General features: G+C 70.3%; 10 protein-coding genes. 3 read left to right on the forward strand and 7 right to left on the reverse strand.

Annotation, left to right across the window (positions count from 1 at the left end; genetic code table 11):
* Nucleotides 1–154: 154 nt before the first annotated feature.
* The 5 genes from recD to recC all read right to left on the reverse strand — a co-directional run bounded on the left by recD (nucleotide 155) and on the right by recC (nucleotide 10,030).
* Nucleotides 155–1,849 carry an exodeoxyribonuclease V subunit alpha gene (gene recD / locus O6P37_RS25895; protein WP_269896779.1) on the reverse strand — a complete coding sequence of 565 codons (1,695 nt, stop codon included), beginning with the start codon at nucleotides 1,847–1,849 and terminating at the stop codon, nucleotides 155–157.
* The gene (locus O6P37_RS25900; protein WP_264011714.1) at nucleotides 1,846–2,742 is read right to left on the reverse strand and encodes an NYN domain-containing protein; all 897 of its coding nucleotides are present in this window, start codon (nucleotides 2,740–2,742) and stop codon (nucleotides 1,846–1,848) included. The genes recD and O6P37_RS25900 overlap by 4 nt, the downstream gene beginning before the upstream one ends.
* A gap of 61 nt (nucleotides 2,743–2,803) precedes the next feature.
* Nucleotides 2,804–3,103: an STAS domain-containing protein gene (locus tag O6P37_RS25905; protein ID WP_269896780.1), complete on the reverse strand. Its 300-nt coding sequence runs from the start codon at nucleotides 3,101–3,103 to the stop codon at nucleotides 2,804–2,806.
* A 343-nt stretch (nucleotides 3,104–3,446) separates the two neighbouring features.
* Entirely contained in the window at nucleotides 3,447–6,746 is a 3,300-nt protein-coding gene (recB, locus tag O6P37_RS25910) for an exodeoxyribonuclease V subunit beta (RefSeq protein ID WP_269896781.1), read from the reverse strand.
* The gene (gene recC / locus O6P37_RS25915) at nucleotides 6,743–10,030 is read right to left on the reverse strand and encodes an exodeoxyribonuclease V subunit gamma (protein ID WP_269896782.1); all 3,288 of its coding nucleotides are present in this window, start codon (nucleotides 10,028–10,030) and stop codon (nucleotides 6,743–6,745) included. The genes recB and recC overlap by 4 nt, the downstream gene beginning before the upstream one ends.
* A 96-nt stretch (nucleotides 10,031–10,126) precedes the next feature.
* On the opposite strand from recC, the gene O6P37_RS25920 reads away from it, so the two are divergent.
* The gene (locus O6P37_RS25920) at nucleotides 10,127–10,738 is read left to right on the forward strand and encodes an HD domain-containing protein (protein ID WP_269896783.1); all 612 of its coding nucleotides are present in this window, start codon (nucleotides 10,127–10,129) and stop codon (nucleotides 10,736–10,738) included.
* Here O6P37_RS25920 and O6P37_RS25925 read toward each other — a convergent pair whose 3' ends face one another.
* Together O6P37_RS25925 and O6P37_RS25930 are read right to left on the reverse strand one after the other, a co-directional pair.
* On the reverse strand, nucleotides 10,739–11,992 hold the full coding sequence (locus tag O6P37_RS25925) for an MFS transporter (protein WP_269896784.1): 1,254 nt from the start codon (nucleotides 11,990–11,992) through the stop codon (nucleotides 10,739–10,741).
* Entirely contained in the window at nucleotides 11,989–12,450 is a 462-nt protein-coding gene (locus O6P37_RS25930) for a MarR family winged helix-turn-helix transcriptional regulator (protein WP_264011703.1), read from the reverse strand. Before O6P37_RS25930 ends, O6P37_RS25925 begins: the two co-directional genes overlap by 4 nt.
* 159 nt (nucleotides 12,451–12,609) lie before the next feature.
* On the opposite strand from O6P37_RS25930, the gene O6P37_RS25935 reads away from it, so the two are divergent.
* Nucleotides 12,610–13,758 (forward strand): NAD(P)/FAD-dependent oxidoreductase, encoded by a 1,149-nt coding sequence (locus O6P37_RS25935; RefSeq protein WP_269896785.1) that lies wholly within the window; start codon nucleotides 12,610–12,612, stop codon nucleotides 13,756–13,758.
* Nucleotides 13,759–13,818: 60 nt separating this feature from the next.
* The gene (usfY, locus tag O6P37_RS25940; protein ID WP_269896786.1) at nucleotides 13,819–14,127 is read left to right on the forward strand and encodes a protein UsfY; all 309 of its coding nucleotides are present in this window, start codon (nucleotides 13,819–13,821) and stop codon (nucleotides 14,125–14,127) included.
* The last annotated feature ends 51 nt before the right edge of the window (nucleotides 14,128–14,178 follow it).

Here is a 14,178-nt window from a genome sequence, read left to right on the forward strand (position 1 = left end):
TGAGGACCCCCGCGGCGGGGAGCATTTCTCTCGCTCGCCACCGTGACGTTCCGCTTGGCTGGGTTGTCAACCGCGTCCGACGGTACAGCGCGACCCCCCGGAATGGAATTCGAACCGCGGATGAGGTGTTTGCTCGGCTCGCTCCGGATCCGGCTCAGCCGTGCAGGCGCTGCCGCAAACCAGATGCCCGCACCACCCGCCTGCCGATCGCGGCGCGGACCGCACGCTCGGATCCCACCACCCGAACGCGCTGCCTGGCCCGCGTCACCGCCGTGTAGAACAGCTCCCGCGTCAGCAGCCGCGACTCCTCCGGCGGCAGCAGCACGGTGATCTCCTCGGCCTGGCTGCCCTGGCTCTTGTGGATGGTCATCGCGTGCATCGTGTCGACCTCGGACAGCCGGCTCGCCGCGAACGTCTGCGATCCGACGGCCACGCTGAGCCCGTCGCCGTCGGCGATGGCCACGCCGGTGTCGCCGTTGTACAGGCCGAGGCCGTAGTCGTTGGCCGTCACCAGCACGGGCCGCCCGGCGTACCAGTCCGTCCAGATGGCTTCACCCGTCGCGTCGGTCAGCCACCGCTGCACCTGGCGGTTCCAGTGCTGCACGCCGTACGGGCCGCGCCGGTGCGCACACAGCAGCCGGTGCTCGTCGAGCGTCTGCAGTGCGACCGCCGCATTGCCGAGGATCGCCGCCTCGCGCAGTCGAAGTGCCTGCGGCAGGAGCACTGTGCGAAGGCGCTCGCCCGGATCGTCGGTGTCGAGCCAGGCGATGTGCTCACCGCCGGCGCGCAGCACCTCGACCACCCGGTCGGCGTCGCCGTCGCGGATCGCGGTGGCCAGCCCGCCGATCGTCTCGCCGAACCGCCACGACGTGACCAGCGTCGCGATCCGCGCGTCGCCGCGACCGCCCAGCCCGTCGACCAGGTCGGCGAGCACGGCGCCCGCCTCCACGGACGCCAGTTGGTCGGGGTCGCCGACCAGAAGCAGGCGGCTGTCCGGCCGCACCGCCTCCAGCAGCCGGGCCATCAGCGTCAGCGACACCATCGACGTCTCGTCGACGACGATGACGTCGTGCGGCAGCCGGTTCTCCCGGTGGTGACGGAACCGCGACGAGTTGTCCGGCCGCGACCGCAGCAGCCGGTGCAGCGTGGACGCCGAGAGTTTCGGCAGCCGGTCGCGGTCGGCCTGGTCGAGCCTGCCGACCTCGAGGAGCACCGCCTCCAGCAGCCGCGCGGCGGCCTTGCCGGTCGGCGCGGCCAGCGCGATCCGCAGCGGGGGCCTGCCCGCCAGGGCCGCCTGCTCGGCCAGCAGCGCCAGCAGGCGCGCGACCGTCGTCGTCTTGCCGGTGCCCGGCCCGCCGGTGAGGACGGTCAACGGCTGCGTCAGCGCGACGTGCGCGGCGCGGCGCTGCTCCTCGGAATCGGGGAACAGCCGGGTCAGGTCGGGCAGCGGCGCGGTGTCCGACGGCGCCAGCAGTGCCAGCACGTCGTCGCGGACCTGCTGCTCCTCGCGCCAGTACCGGTCCAGGTACAGCAGGTCGGCGGCGGCGTCGGAGTGCAGGCGCAGCACCGGAGGGTCGGCGACCAACGGGCTCGCGCGCACCGCCGCCAGCCAGGCGCCGGGCGAAGGCCACGGCAGGTCGGGCAGGCCGATCTGGGCGGGCACCGACCGCAGGTCCACGCACACCGACCCGCCGCGCAGTGCCCGCACCGCGAACGCCACGGCCAGCGCCACCGACTCGTCGGGCTCCTTGCCGAGCACGGTGAGGCGCCGCGCCACATGGACGTCGGCGGCCTCGAACACCCCCGCATCGGTGAACTCGCCGAGCGTGCCCGAGGCGGCGACCGTCATACCGGAGCGCCACCGTTCTTCAACCGGACCATGCGCGCGGTCGAGCTCTCGTCGAGCTCCACGAGATCCGAACGCGACCGCAGGAAGTCACTGAACGACTTGAAGCCGAGCGACTTCTCACTGAACGACGGGTCCATCCGCTTCATCTGCGCCTTGACCGCCGAGTTGTGCAGCCAGTCGACGTCGTCCTTCTCCAGGCCGATCTGCAGCGCCCTGGTCAGCAGTGCGGTGGAGCGGGTCTGGGGATCGGGCTCGTCGCCGTCACCGGAATTGTCGGCCTTGCGGGTGCTCCTGCGGCGCTTCGGCGCGGCGGCCTCGGCGGGTTCGGGGTCGGGCTCGAACACCGGCACGCCGGGCAGCGCGTCGTAGGTGACGAACTCGTCGCACGCCGCGGCCAGGGAGCGGGCCGACGAGCCGGCCACGCCGATGCCGACGACGTAGCGGCCGAGGCGCTTGCAGCGTTGCGCGAGCGCGATGTAGTCCGAGTCGCCGCCGACGATGACCACGTGGGTGAGGTCCGGCAGCCGGAACATGTCCTCGACCGCGTCGACGGCGAGGCGGATGTCGGCGCCGTTCTTGCCGTAGGCAGCGGCGGGGAACAGCTGCACCAGGTCGACGGCGCGGCCCACTAGTTGATCGCGGTAGTTGGCGTTGACGTCCGACGACCAGTCCGCATAGGCGCGGGTGAGCACCAGCGTGCCGAACGACGACGCGAAGTCGATGACCGCGCCGACGTCCACCTTGGCCCGCTGCAGCTTGTCCGCGAACTCGCCGGCGTCCTTGGTCTTGTCGCGCTGATAGGAGTTGCGGCCGTTGACCTGGTCGTAGCGCGAGATGACGATGTTGTCGAAGTCGAGGTAGACCGCGACGCGCGGGTTGGCCGGTTCCGTCATCCGATCAGTGTGGGCCATCGACGGCACGTCCAGCCGCGATCCCCGCAACTGTGGCGGCGCGTCACACCGAGGCGACGGCCGTCCCGGGGTGCTCGTCGCAGATCTGCAGCACCCTCGTCACCATCGGGTTGGCCAGCAGCGTCCACTCGATGCCCGCTTCGGCGCACCAGCCGTCGATCGCGGCGATCGCGTTGATGCCGGCGGTGCTGAAGAACTCGAGGCCGCGCAGATCGAGGACCAGGCGGCGACAGTCGGCGGTGCGCCGCCACACGTAATCGGCGAACTGGTCGTGGTTCGAGGCGTCCAGGTCACCGGCGACGGCGATCCGGACCGCCTCGGGGTTGAGCTCCTCGGTGGTCATCGACAGGCGTCCGACCGCTGGTTCGACAGCGGAGAACCGGGCGATGGGCTCGGCGATCGACGAGGTGATGACGGTCGCCGAGAATGTTCGGTGCCGGATGGGTGCGGTGGAAGCGGTGATGGGAAATCAACTCCGAAAGTCGCTGCGCAGTTCTGCGTAGGTGTGTAACGGCTTGGCGTCGGACGCACATCGCACACGGAACTTTCAGGCTCCGGATTCTGCGACGGATTGCGGCTGGGATTTCAACCTGCGTTGAGCTTACCTCGAACATGCGTCCGATTCGGCGGTCAGTGTGTTTTCCCGCTTAATTCGTCGGTTTCGTCAATACAAAACGAGTGTCGTGTTATGAGCCCAGCAGATCGGACACCGCGAGGGTCAGCGCTGTGGGCGGCTGCCAGCTGAACACGCCCGCCGGATGCCCGCCCTCGGTCGGGGTGCCGGCGCCGCACATGCCCCGCAGGAACAGGTACAGCACGCCACCGAGGTGACGCTGGGGGTCGTACCCGGGCTGCCGCCAGCGCAGGAGGCGATGCAACACAACGCAGTACAGCAGCGCCTGCAGCGGATAGTCCGAGTGCAGCATCGCCTCGGCCATCCTGGCCCTCGTGTAGTCGGCGGAGGTGAGCGGCCGGTCGGGTTCGCCGAGCCAGTTCGTCTTGTAGTCGACCACCAGGTAGCGGTGCCCCCCGCCGTCGGGGATGCGCAGCACCGCGTCCACCGATCCGGTCAGATAGCCCTTGAGCGGCTGCACGGCCAGCGCGCCGGTGGACAGACGGTCGGCGTAGGAGGCGAGCACGTCGTCGGCCGGGACGTGTGCGGCGAACAGCGCACCGACGTCGGCCAGCGTGATCGCGGGGGCGTCGCCACGGACGTCGCCGCCGGCGAGCGGGAACTCGAAGTCCAGTTCCCGCAACCGGTCCCGAAGACCGATCTGACGAAGTGTGGAGCCGGCGGCCAGCGGGCCCAGCGGCGTGTCGTGCAGCGGCAGCAGCGCGGCCGCAAGCTCGCCGGGCGCCACGTCGACCGGCCACCACATCGAGTGCTCGCGGACCTGCTGCTCCAGTTCGGTGGCCAGGTCGGCTGCGAAGGGATCAGCGGTCTCGAGCACCGCGTGCACCAGCGTGCCGAACTTCGCGCCCATCGGCAGATCGGCCATCGGCGAGGCGACCGCGGGCACCGGTGGGCCTGCCGGGCCGGGATCGTGCACCGGGACGTCGGCCACCTCGTCGTCGAGCTCGACGACCTCCGGTTCGCTGGACACCCCGGTGGTGTTCTCGGCGGACCGCAGCAGACCGGAGTACGACGTCCGCCGCCACAGGGTGTCGATGTGGCGGTGGAAGTGGCGGACACTGAGATTCGTTGGCGCATCGGGTCGTCCGACTTCCGCAGCCGGGGCGATGGCCGACTCCTCGAGCACCGGGCCGCCGATGTCCGACCACGCCCGCAGTGCCGCCATCGCGTCGGCGTCGTCGACGATCGCCGGGTCGCAGCGACCGGGCACGGTGTTCTCGCCGGGCCGGCGGCCGCGCAGCAGCCGGGACAGGCCGCCGTTGGGCTCATCCCAGGACGGCGCCCACCACGCCACCACCTGCGACTGGGCCCGGGTGAGCGCGACGTAGGTGCGCCGGACGTCGTCGGAGGCCGCCTCCGCCCGCCCCAGCTTGGTCACCTCGGCGCAGTCCGGGCTCGTCTCACCGCCGATGTGCAGGCAGCGCTGCGCGCCGTCGTGGAACAGCACCGCCTCGTCGGTCCGGATGTTGCGGGTGAACGCGAACGGCAGATACACCACCGGATACTGCAGGCCCTTACTGGCGAACACGGTCATGATCTGCACCGCTGCGGCATCGCTGTCGAGCCGCCGGCCGCGTTCGCTTGCGCCGCTTCGCTCTTCGCGTTGCGTGCGAAGCCAGTCACGCAGGGCGGGCAGGCCGAAATGCTCGCGGTGGGAGGTCTCGTGCAGCAGCTGGGTGATGTGGGCCAGGTCTGTCATGCGTCGTTCGCCGTCGGTCCAGGCCAGCACCCGACGGCCCATCCCGGCGAGTTGGGCGGCCTCGAACACCGCCGCGATACCCCGCTCCCGGACATGGTCGGCCCATTCGCGGACCTTGTCGGCGACGCGGTCGGTCAAGCTGTCGCCCTGGGTCGCCAGGTCTTCGGCGGTGTAGCCGAAGAACATCGTGGTGGCCGCGGCCCGGACCAGCCCGCTGCGGTGCGGCTGGTCGAACGCCTCCAGCAGACACAGCCAGTCGTCGGCGGCGTCCGACCGGAAGACGTCGGAGTCGCCGGTGTAGACCGCGGGGATGCCCGCCGCGGTGAGCGCGTCGAAGCAGCGCCGCCCGTCCTTGTGCACCTCGACGATGACCGCGATGTCGCCGGCCTGGATCGGCCGGCCGTCGTAGGTGGCGCCGCTGGTGAGCAGGGCGCTGATGTCGGCGGCCAGATCGGCCGGGATGTGGTTGCGCAGTTGATCGATCGAAATGGTCTTGTCCTGGCGCGTCCTGATGGTGTCGCGGGACACCACCCGCAGCCGGAACGGGTGGTTGTGCGGGGCGCCCGTGAGCCGGTGTCCCGGATGGGAGGCCGTGACCGGGCGCACCACGATCTCGCTGTTGCCGAGTTCGGCATCGCGCAGGACGGCCTGCAGGGAGTCGACGAGCACCGCGTCGCTGCGCCAGTTGGTGCCCAGCGTCTGACGTTCCCCGGCGGTGGACGCGGCGTGCAGGTAGGTGGCGATGTCGCCGCCGCGGAACGCGTAGATGGCCTGCTTCGGGTCCCCGATGAGGATCAGCGTCGAGCGTCCCCCGAACGCGCGGTCGATCACCTGCCACTGCACCGGGTCGGTGTCCTGGAATTCGTCGACCATCACGATCGACCAGCGTCGGTGCATCCGGAGGCGGGCGGGGGAGTCGGCGGATTCGAGCGCGGTGGCGAGGCGGCTCAGCAGGTCGTCGTAGCCGAGGATGCCGCGCCTGCGCTTGCGCTGTTCGAGCGCCGCGCACACCGCTTTCGCGAACTCGACGCGGATCGCGGCCTCGGTGCCCGGCGGCGGATCGATCGGTCGGAGTTCGGCGCTCGGATTCGCCACCACGGCGCGGGCGAGTTCGAGTGCGTCGCCGCGGGACATCGGCGGGTCGTTGCGATCCTTCCCGAAGTGGGCGAGGTAGAGGTCGTCGACGATCTCGCTCACCAGGTCGTCGAGGCTTTCGGCCAGAGTCACACCGGCATCGGTGTCACCGGCCACCCCGAGCGATTTGAGGACGAGATGGCAGAACTGGTGTGTGGTGGCGATGGTCGCGGCGTCGAATCCGGCCAGCGCGTCCCGCAGGCGTTGCCTGCGGTCGCGGAGTTCCTCTTCGGTGCCGTCGAGCAGGTGGGAAACCAACTGGTTGTCGCCGACGGTCGACGGGTCGCCGAACGCGAAGACGGCGGCGAGGATCTGCCCGCGGACGCGCTCCCGCAGCTCCTGGCTGGCCGCCTTGCTGAACGTGATGAGCAGCATCTGATCGAGTGTCGCCACGCCCTCGGCGAGGTAGCGCGTCACCAGACCGGCGAGCGCGAACGTCTTTCCCGTTCCCGCACTGGCTTCCAGCACCGTGGTGGTGTTCGGCACGGGCAGCGGCCCCAGGAGGTCGAATGTCTTCATGAGTCGTACGACTCCGCCTGCAGCATCGGCGCCCACAGCCGGGCGGCGTAGGCGCCCAGTCGGGTGGTCTCGCCGCCGTGTTCCTCGCCGGGACGTACCGGGTCGAGCAGCACGGGGAGCTTCGAGTAGCCCCACACGCGCAGGTGTGCGGGTTCCTCGTTCTCACCGGGGAACTTGCCGCTGTTCCATTTGAAGCCCGCCTGGCGTTCGGGTTGGCTACGGGTGTGCCTGGCTTCTGCCCACGCGTAGGACGTCTTCAGGGGTAGCGGGATCGGCTCGCGCCGGCCTGCGTCGTAGATCGCCACCAGGTCTTTGACCACGTCGACCGCAGGCACATGCGGCGCCCCGAGGATCCGCTCACGCGGTGGGCCGCTGCGCTTCGGTCGGCCGATGCACACCGCCGACCACTCCCGGCCGGGGTGGCGAGCGCTCAACGCCAGCAACTGAATCCACGACGTCAGTAGATGGCGGCCGTCGAGCTTCGAGTAGGTCACCGAGACCAGCCGGTCACCGTAGACGTGCGGCACCGTGCCGGTGACCCTACGGCCGCCGCCCACGTCGATGTCGACGTCGTGCGCCTGCGGAGTCTGTCGGCGGTGCTGATGCGCCGCGATGGCCAGTCCGGCAGCCTGATCGCGGATCTCCTGAGCCTTGCGCCAGCCGAGTCGGCCCGGCGGGAGCGAACCGCGCCGCCACTCGGCCTGCTGAGCCAGTTCGGGTCGCATCCCCCGCGCCATGTCGTCGAGCATCCGCGCGCCGATCTTCCACTCCTGCAGTGCATCGATTTCGACGGGCATCGCATCGTCGATGGCGTCGACGTCCCACGGCAGCGTGAAGTCCAGGGCTCGGAAGAAGCCCTTCACCGGGTCCCGGAAGAAGCCGATCAGATCGTCGAGTGCGACGTCGTCGGGCGGCGGCGCAGGCAGCGGTGTCCCGAGCAGCGAGGGCCGTTCCGCGCGTTCGCCAGCGGCGACCCGTGCAGCGGTCAGAGCCGTCGAGTCGAAGGTGAAGGGCACGGCTGCGGGCATGTTGAGCATGCCGGGTATGACGTTGCGAATGTCGAACGGCTGCAACGGGTGTTCGGTCAGCACCCGATGGCGGGTGGTGTCCTCCGTGGTGATGTCCAGGGTGTCGAGCAACTCCATCAGCGGCACCGCGGGCGGCCGGCGCTGGCCGGAGAACTCGTTGGAGCCGGTGTAGGTGATCACGAGTTTCTCGGTCGCCGCACCGATGGCGTCGAGCAGCAATTGCCGGTCCTCGGAACGAATGTCGCGTTCACAGGTCATCGGATCGCGGGCCAGCGCGTCGTCCCCGTCGACCACGCCGAGGCGCGGGAACACCCCGTCGTCCAGTCCGATCAGGCACACCACCCGGTGTGGCACCGAACGCATCGGCACCATCGTGCAGACCGTCAGGGTGCCGGTGCGGAAGTTCGCCCGCGTCGGCCTGCCCGCGAGATGCCGGTCGAGCAGTGCCCGGACGTCGGGCAGGCGCAGCACGGTGCCACTGTGGACGTCCGCGGCGGCGAGGACGTCGGCGAATTCGCGCTCCACCTGGCTGGTCTGCCAGGCGTCGTCATCGGGCACCGCGGTGAGTCCACCGATGCCGTCGGCGAGTGCCTGCAGCCACTGGTCGAGTGGTCGGGCACCGCTGAGGGATTCGACGGTGGCGCTGAGCCGGTCGACGAAATCGGCGAGCCGGCCCGCCAACTCGACGCGATTGCTGCCGACGTCGTCGAGCGGCAGCGTGTTCTCCAGCCACGCGTGCGAATCGTCCGACATCGCGACCCCGGCCAGCACCCGGTCGATGCCGAAGCGCCACGTGTTCTGCACGAAGTCGACGCCGTAAGGCCTGCGGTGCGCCGAATCGAAGCCCCAGCGGATGTTGGCTTCGCGCACCCAGTTCCCGATGGCGTCGATGTCGTCGTCGCTGAACCCGAACCGCTGCCGCACCGGGGCGGCCTCGGCCAGGTTGAGCACCTCACTGGCGGTGGCCCGATTGCCTGCCAACGCCAGCACCTGAGCCGCCACGCCGAGCAGCGCGTTCGTCTGGACCAGGGCGCGGTCGGCGAGCCGGACCCGCAGCCGGTGGGCGGGATGGGCACCGTGGACGACGTCACCGAGGCCGAAGCCCGCGACGATCAGGGGGGCGTAGGCCTCGATGTCGGGGCACATCACGAGGATGTCGCGCGGTTCCAGCGTCGGGTCGTCCGCGAGCAAACCCAACAGCACCTCGCGCAGCACATCGATCTGCCGGGCCGGGCCGTGGCTGCTGTGCACCTGGACGGAGCGATCGTCGGGGCGCAGGCGCCGCCCGCCCGGGCGGACCGCGTTCGCGGTGATGTCGGACTGCAGCCAGCCGAGCAGGGTGTCGGGGTGGTCCGCCTCGCCGAGATGCTCGTCGGTCCGCGGGTCGACGGGCAGGCTGCGCTGGAGTTCGCGGAGGTCGCGCCCCAGCGTGGACAGCAGCGGATGGTCGACGACCCGGTGGCTGGTGTCCTCGCGGCGGGCGATGGCACCGTGCCGCCCGGCCAGTGCTGTCCACAGTTCGTCGCTGGGGTGCGGCAACCACAGGTGCAGATCGTGATGGGTGGACAGGGCGCTGAGCAGTTCGATCTCGGTGCCGGGCAGCCGGGTGTGGCCGAACAACGACAGCCTCGGCGGCAGATCGGTTGTCGATTCCTGCAGACGGGCAACGGTGTTCGCATGCCGGACGTGCGGCGGATCGGCGTCCACCCGGTCGAGCAGTGCCCGCCACAGTGCGGGCTGCCACCGCAGATCGTCCTCGACATTGTCGGTGTCGCCGTCGAGCCAGTCCACGAGCAGCTGCGGGCGTTGCCGAGCGTAGGAGGCGAACAGCCCGGCCAGGCGGCGGGCCACCGCATATCTGCGGCCCTGCCGCAGTTCCTTCTCGGCGCCGTCCTCGAAGTGCCCGAGGTGCGTCGCCAGCGTTCGGCACCACGGCTGGTCGAGTGAGCTGTCGATGGCGTCGAGCAGGGGCCAGACCATCGCGTCGGGCGCCCAGGGGTCGGAGTGGCGGGTGCCGGTGAGCTCGGCGATCAGCGAGCCCGGGTTCCGGAAGGTGACTCCGGCGCAGATGCCGTCCTGGCCGGCGCCTCGGCCGAGGACGTGGGACAGCCGCTGGCTCAGCCACCGTTCGACGCCCTTGGCCGGGACGATGACCAGTTCCTCGGCGAAGGGGTCGGACAGTGGGGTGGCCAGTAGGGCGCCGAGACCGTCGGCGAGCAGGTCGGTGCGCTCAGCGCGGTGGAGATGGAGGGCCATCGCCTGCCCACCCTAGGCGGTCGGTGTGACAGGCAGGCAGACGTTTGCCTGCCCGGTATCGGTGTCATACCTGTGGCTGACCGAAAAGAGGACGTGATGCCGGAAGAGACGACGAGACCGAAGCTGACGACGAAGTTCGACGAGGCGCTCGGCTACGCAAGCAACCTGCACCGCAGACAGGTCCGAAAGGGCGGTGACGTGCCGTACGTCGGCCATCTGTTGTCGGCCGCGGGGCTGGTGATCGAGGCCGGTGGCAGCGAGACGGAGGCCATCGCCGCGCTGCTGCACGACGCCGCCGAGGATCAGGGCGGCGAGGCGACCCTGGCCGAGATCCGCGACCGGTTCGGCGACGAGGTGGCCGACATCGTCGAGGAGTGCAGCGACACCATGGTCGAGCCGAAGCCGCCGTGGCGCCAGCGTAAAGAGGACTACATCGCCCACCTCGGCGCGGGGAAGGACGCCACCGTCCTGGTGTCCGTCGCCGACAAGCTGGAGAACGCCCGGGCCATGCTGCGCGACCTGCGCAGGCACGGCCCGGCGCTGTGGAACCGGTTCAGCACCGCCGACCCGCAGGACCACCTCTGGTACTACCGCTCGCTGCTCGAGGTGTACCGCAAGCGCAGCGACAGCTGGCTGGTCGACGAACTCGCCCGAGTCGTGCACGACCTCGGCGAGGAGATCGGCCCGCCCGTCGCGGCGACGGTCTGATCAGAGCCCGGGCAGCGGGCCGCTCAACGCCTTAGTCCGGCACAGGAGCGCGACGACCACGGTCACCACGGCGGTGACGATGAACGCGACGAAGACGTTCGCGGCGTCGGCGGTACCGCCGAGCAGTGCCGCGGCCAGCGGGCGCGAGCCGATGAATCCGACGAGCCAGAGCGCCATGATCCGGCCGCGCAACTCCTCGGGCGCGCGCTCCTGCACCACCGTGCTCAGACCCGTCATCGCGCAGCCGAACCCGACACCTGCGATGGTGAACCCGGCCAGGGCGACGGCCGTGTTCACCTCGACCGCGAGCATCGCGGTGCCTGCCGCCATCAGCCACAGGCCGAGCGAGGACACCGGTGCCGACGCGACACGGTTCTGCAGGATCGCCAGCGCGGCCATCCCGACCGCGGCGCCAACCCCGAAGGCCGCCGAGAGCAGTCCGACGAGTTGGGTGCCGCCTCCGAGTTCGGCGGCCAGCGACGGGGTGAGGGTGATCGACGGATCGGCCGCGAACCCGACCGCCGACACGGCCACCAGTGCGAGGAACAGCGGGCGGTCCCGCCACACGTACTTCACCGCCGCGCGGACCCGGTAATCGGTGCCCGCCAGCCGCTTCGGGGGTTTGGGGAAGTGCACCAAGAGCAGGGACAGGGCGAAGACGAAGTGCAGTCCGGCGCTGACCGCGAAGCCTGTCGCCGCGCCGAGGTGCGCCGCCAGGTACGCGCCGATGACCGGCCCGAAGACCCGTCCCACCGTCATCGGGAAGCTGTTCAGCGCCATCGCGGTGGACAGTTCGCCGTCGCGGATGAGCCTCGGCACGATCGACTGCATGGCGGGCCCGCCGATCACGAATCCGATGCCCACCAGCAGGGTGCCCGCCAGGATCGGCACCGCCGCCGCGTTGCCCGTCAGCCCGGGGTCCAGCGCGTACCAGAGTGCGGTCGACCCGGAGCCGAGCACACACATCACCCGCCCCCACAGGATCTGCTTGGCCGGATCGCCGAGGTCGGCCCACTTGCCGCTGGTCGGGCTCAGGATGAGCTGGGGGCCGAACTGCACCACGCCGACCAGTCCGACCATCAGTGCCGATCCGGTCGCCTGGTAGATGACGATGGCCGACACCATCCCGTGGATGTACACGGCGACGACGGCGAACATCTTGCCCCAGAACAGCGTCCCGAACGTCGGGTCGAACATCAGCCGCAGCGCGCGGCGTGGTTGCGGGGGAGCGGCGGCGGTGGCTTCGGTCGTCATCGGCGCACCCGGCCCTCGAAGTCGACCGCGAGCCGGTCGAGCAGCCCCACCAGCGCGTCGACGTCGTCGTCGGGCCAGTGCGCGATGACGTCGGTGACCAGTTCGCGCCGACGGTCGGTGACCTGCGCGAGGGCTTTGCGGCCGACGTCGGTCAGTGCCAGCGAGGAGCGCCGTTGATCTTCGGCGGCAACGGTTTTCGTCAACAGGCCGGCGGCGACGACGGATGCGACGGTGCGGCTCGCGGTGGAGTGCTCGACGGCCAGGTAGTCGGCGATGTCGCCGATCGATGCGGGCTGACCCGCGAGGTCGCGTTGTTCGACGGCGCGCAGCACCCGCAGGCTCGACACCGACACCGGGTCGGCGTCGCTGAGCAGCAGGCGGCGCCATTCCGGCCGCTGGCGAACCACGTGGATGCGCGTCAGCAGCTCGTCGAGGTGGTCGTAGCGCGACTGAGCCATTTAATATGCATAGCACATACATATTTATCGAGAGAAGCCGGGGCCCGCGCCGCAGGAAGGCTGACACGACGCCTCAATCACCGGCGCGGCCGCCGCCGCAAAAATGACGATCGCGGAACTCGATGCGTAGCAAAGCCCACCGCGTGGTACCCCGACGAGGTGCGGGCATCAGGGTTGATCGCCGTCGGAAGTGGACCGGCGGGACTGAATGCCGCCTCGGCCTTCCGCGCCCGCCATCCCCGCGTGCCCGTCACGATCCTCGCCTCCGACCCGGCGATGCCCTACGAGAAGCCGCCGCTGAGCAAGGAATTCCTCTGCGGCCGCCGCTCGGACGTCGACCTGCGGCCGGCCGACTGGTTCGCCCGCCATGACCTCGACCTCGTCTTGGGCATCACCGTCGAGTGCCTCGACGTCGACAACCGCGAAGTGGTCACCCGTGGCGGCAGGCGCTATCCGTACTGGCACTGCGTCCTGGCCTGCGGGTCGAGCCCGGTGCCGCTCGACGTGCCCGGCGCCGGGAACGCCCTGCACCTGCGATCGTTCGCCGACGCCGTGGCGCTGCGGATGGCGGCACTGAGCGCCCGGTCGGCCGTGGTGATCGGCGGCGGGCTGATCGGTTGTGAGGCGGCGGCCTGCCTGGCCAGCGACGGCATCGCCACCACACTCGTCGCCGGCGAACCCGTGCCGCTGCTGCGGCGCTTCGGCGTGGACGCCGGGGAACGTGTCGCGAAGATCCTGTCCGACAACGGTGTCCGGTTCATCGGCTCCGCCGAGGTGGCCGAGATCGACGACCGCGGCGTCACATTGGCGACCGGTGAGGCCGTCGACGGCGACGTCGTCGTCGCGGCCACCGGCGTGCGGCCCGACATCAGCCTGGCAGTCGAGGCGGGCCTACGCACCGACCGCGGCCGCATCGTCACCGACGAGCACATGCACACCTCGGCCTCGGATGTGTACGCCGCGGGCGACGTCGCGCTGGCCTACAACGTCGACGCCCGCAGGCACGTCGCCGCCGAGCACTGGCGCGACGCCGCCCGGCAGGGCATGATCGCCGGCGAGACCGCAGCCGGGTACCCCCGCTCATGGGATGACGTGCCCGAATTCTCATGCACCATAGGCACTTCCACGTTGAAGTACCGTGGCTGGGGGACCAGCTACCAGCACAGCCGGCTGGTCGACCACCGCGATGGGTTCACTGTCTGGTACGAGTCGGACGGCGAAGCGGTCGGCGTGCTCAGCCTCAACGCCGACGAGGACTATCAGCTCGCTTCCGGCCTGGTCCGGGCGCATGCACCGCTCTCCGACTGAAGTGTGACCCAGGCCACAATCGGCGCGTAGGGTGGACGTACCTAGTCGATAGGAGATGCGATGAAAAATGCGCATCAGGATCCTGCGGATCATTCCCGTACCTGTCAGCCCCATGCCGGCGAATCCATGATCGACACCCTCTGGTTCCCCGGACTGGTGTTGATCGCCATCGGCGTCGTCGGTCTGGCCGCGATCGTGGCGTCGGCCGCCTACGGCAACACCCAGTGGGTGCTGCCGCTCGCATTGGTCACCGGCGCCGCGGTGACGGCCGGGGGCGGCCTCATCGCGCTGGAGCACCGGCGGGTGCTGCGCGTCGAGCGCCTCTGGCTGTCGAAGCAGGCCGACGCCGACCACCGGAAGCCCGCCTGACCGAGCGCCGAACCTGCGCGCAGGGCTGCGAGCCGCGCGCTTGACCACCGT

Source organism: Mycobacterium hippophais (genome assembly GCF_027529605.1).
Lineage (GTDB): Bacteria > Actinomycetota > Actinomycetes > Mycobacteriales > Mycobacteriaceae > Mycobacterium > Mycobacterium arseniciresistens.

Bases quoted from the DNA above. Each gene is read 5' to 3' on its own strand.
- O6P37_RS25930 (WP_264011703.1), bottom strand. From the start codon at position 12,450: ATGGCTCAGTCGCGCTACGACCACCTCGACGAGCTGCTGACGCGCATC.
- O6P37_RS25920 (WP_269896783.1), top strand. From the start codon at position 10,127: ATGCCGGAAGAGACGACGAGACCGAAGCTGACGACGAAGTTCGACGAG.
- recB (WP_269896781.1), bottom strand. From the start codon at position 6,746: ATGAAGACATTCGACCTCCTGGGGCCGCTGCCCGTGCCGAACACCACC.
- O6P37_RS25900 (WP_264011714.1), bottom strand. From the start codon at position 2,742: ATGACGGAACCGGCCAACCCGCGCGTCGCGGTCTACCTCGACTTCGAC.
- usfY (WP_269896786.1), top strand. From the start codon at position 13,819: ATGAAAAATGCGCATCAGGATCCTGCGGATCATTCCCGTACCTGTCAG.
- recC (WP_269896782.1), bottom strand. From the start codon at position 10,030: ATGGCCCTCCATCTCCACCGCGCTGAGCGCACCGACCTGCTCGCCGAC.
- O6P37_RS25925 (WP_269896784.1), bottom strand. From the start codon at position 11,992: ATGACGACCGAAGCCACCGCCGCCGCTCCCCCGCAACCACGCCGCGCG.
- O6P37_RS25905 (WP_269896780.1), bottom strand. From the start codon at position 3,103: ATGACCACCGAGGAGCTCAACCCCGAGGCGGTCCGGATCGCCGTCGCC.
- recD (WP_269896779.1), bottom strand. From the start codon at position 1,849: ATGACGGTCGCCGCCTCGGGCACGCTCGGCGAGTTCACCGATGCGGGG.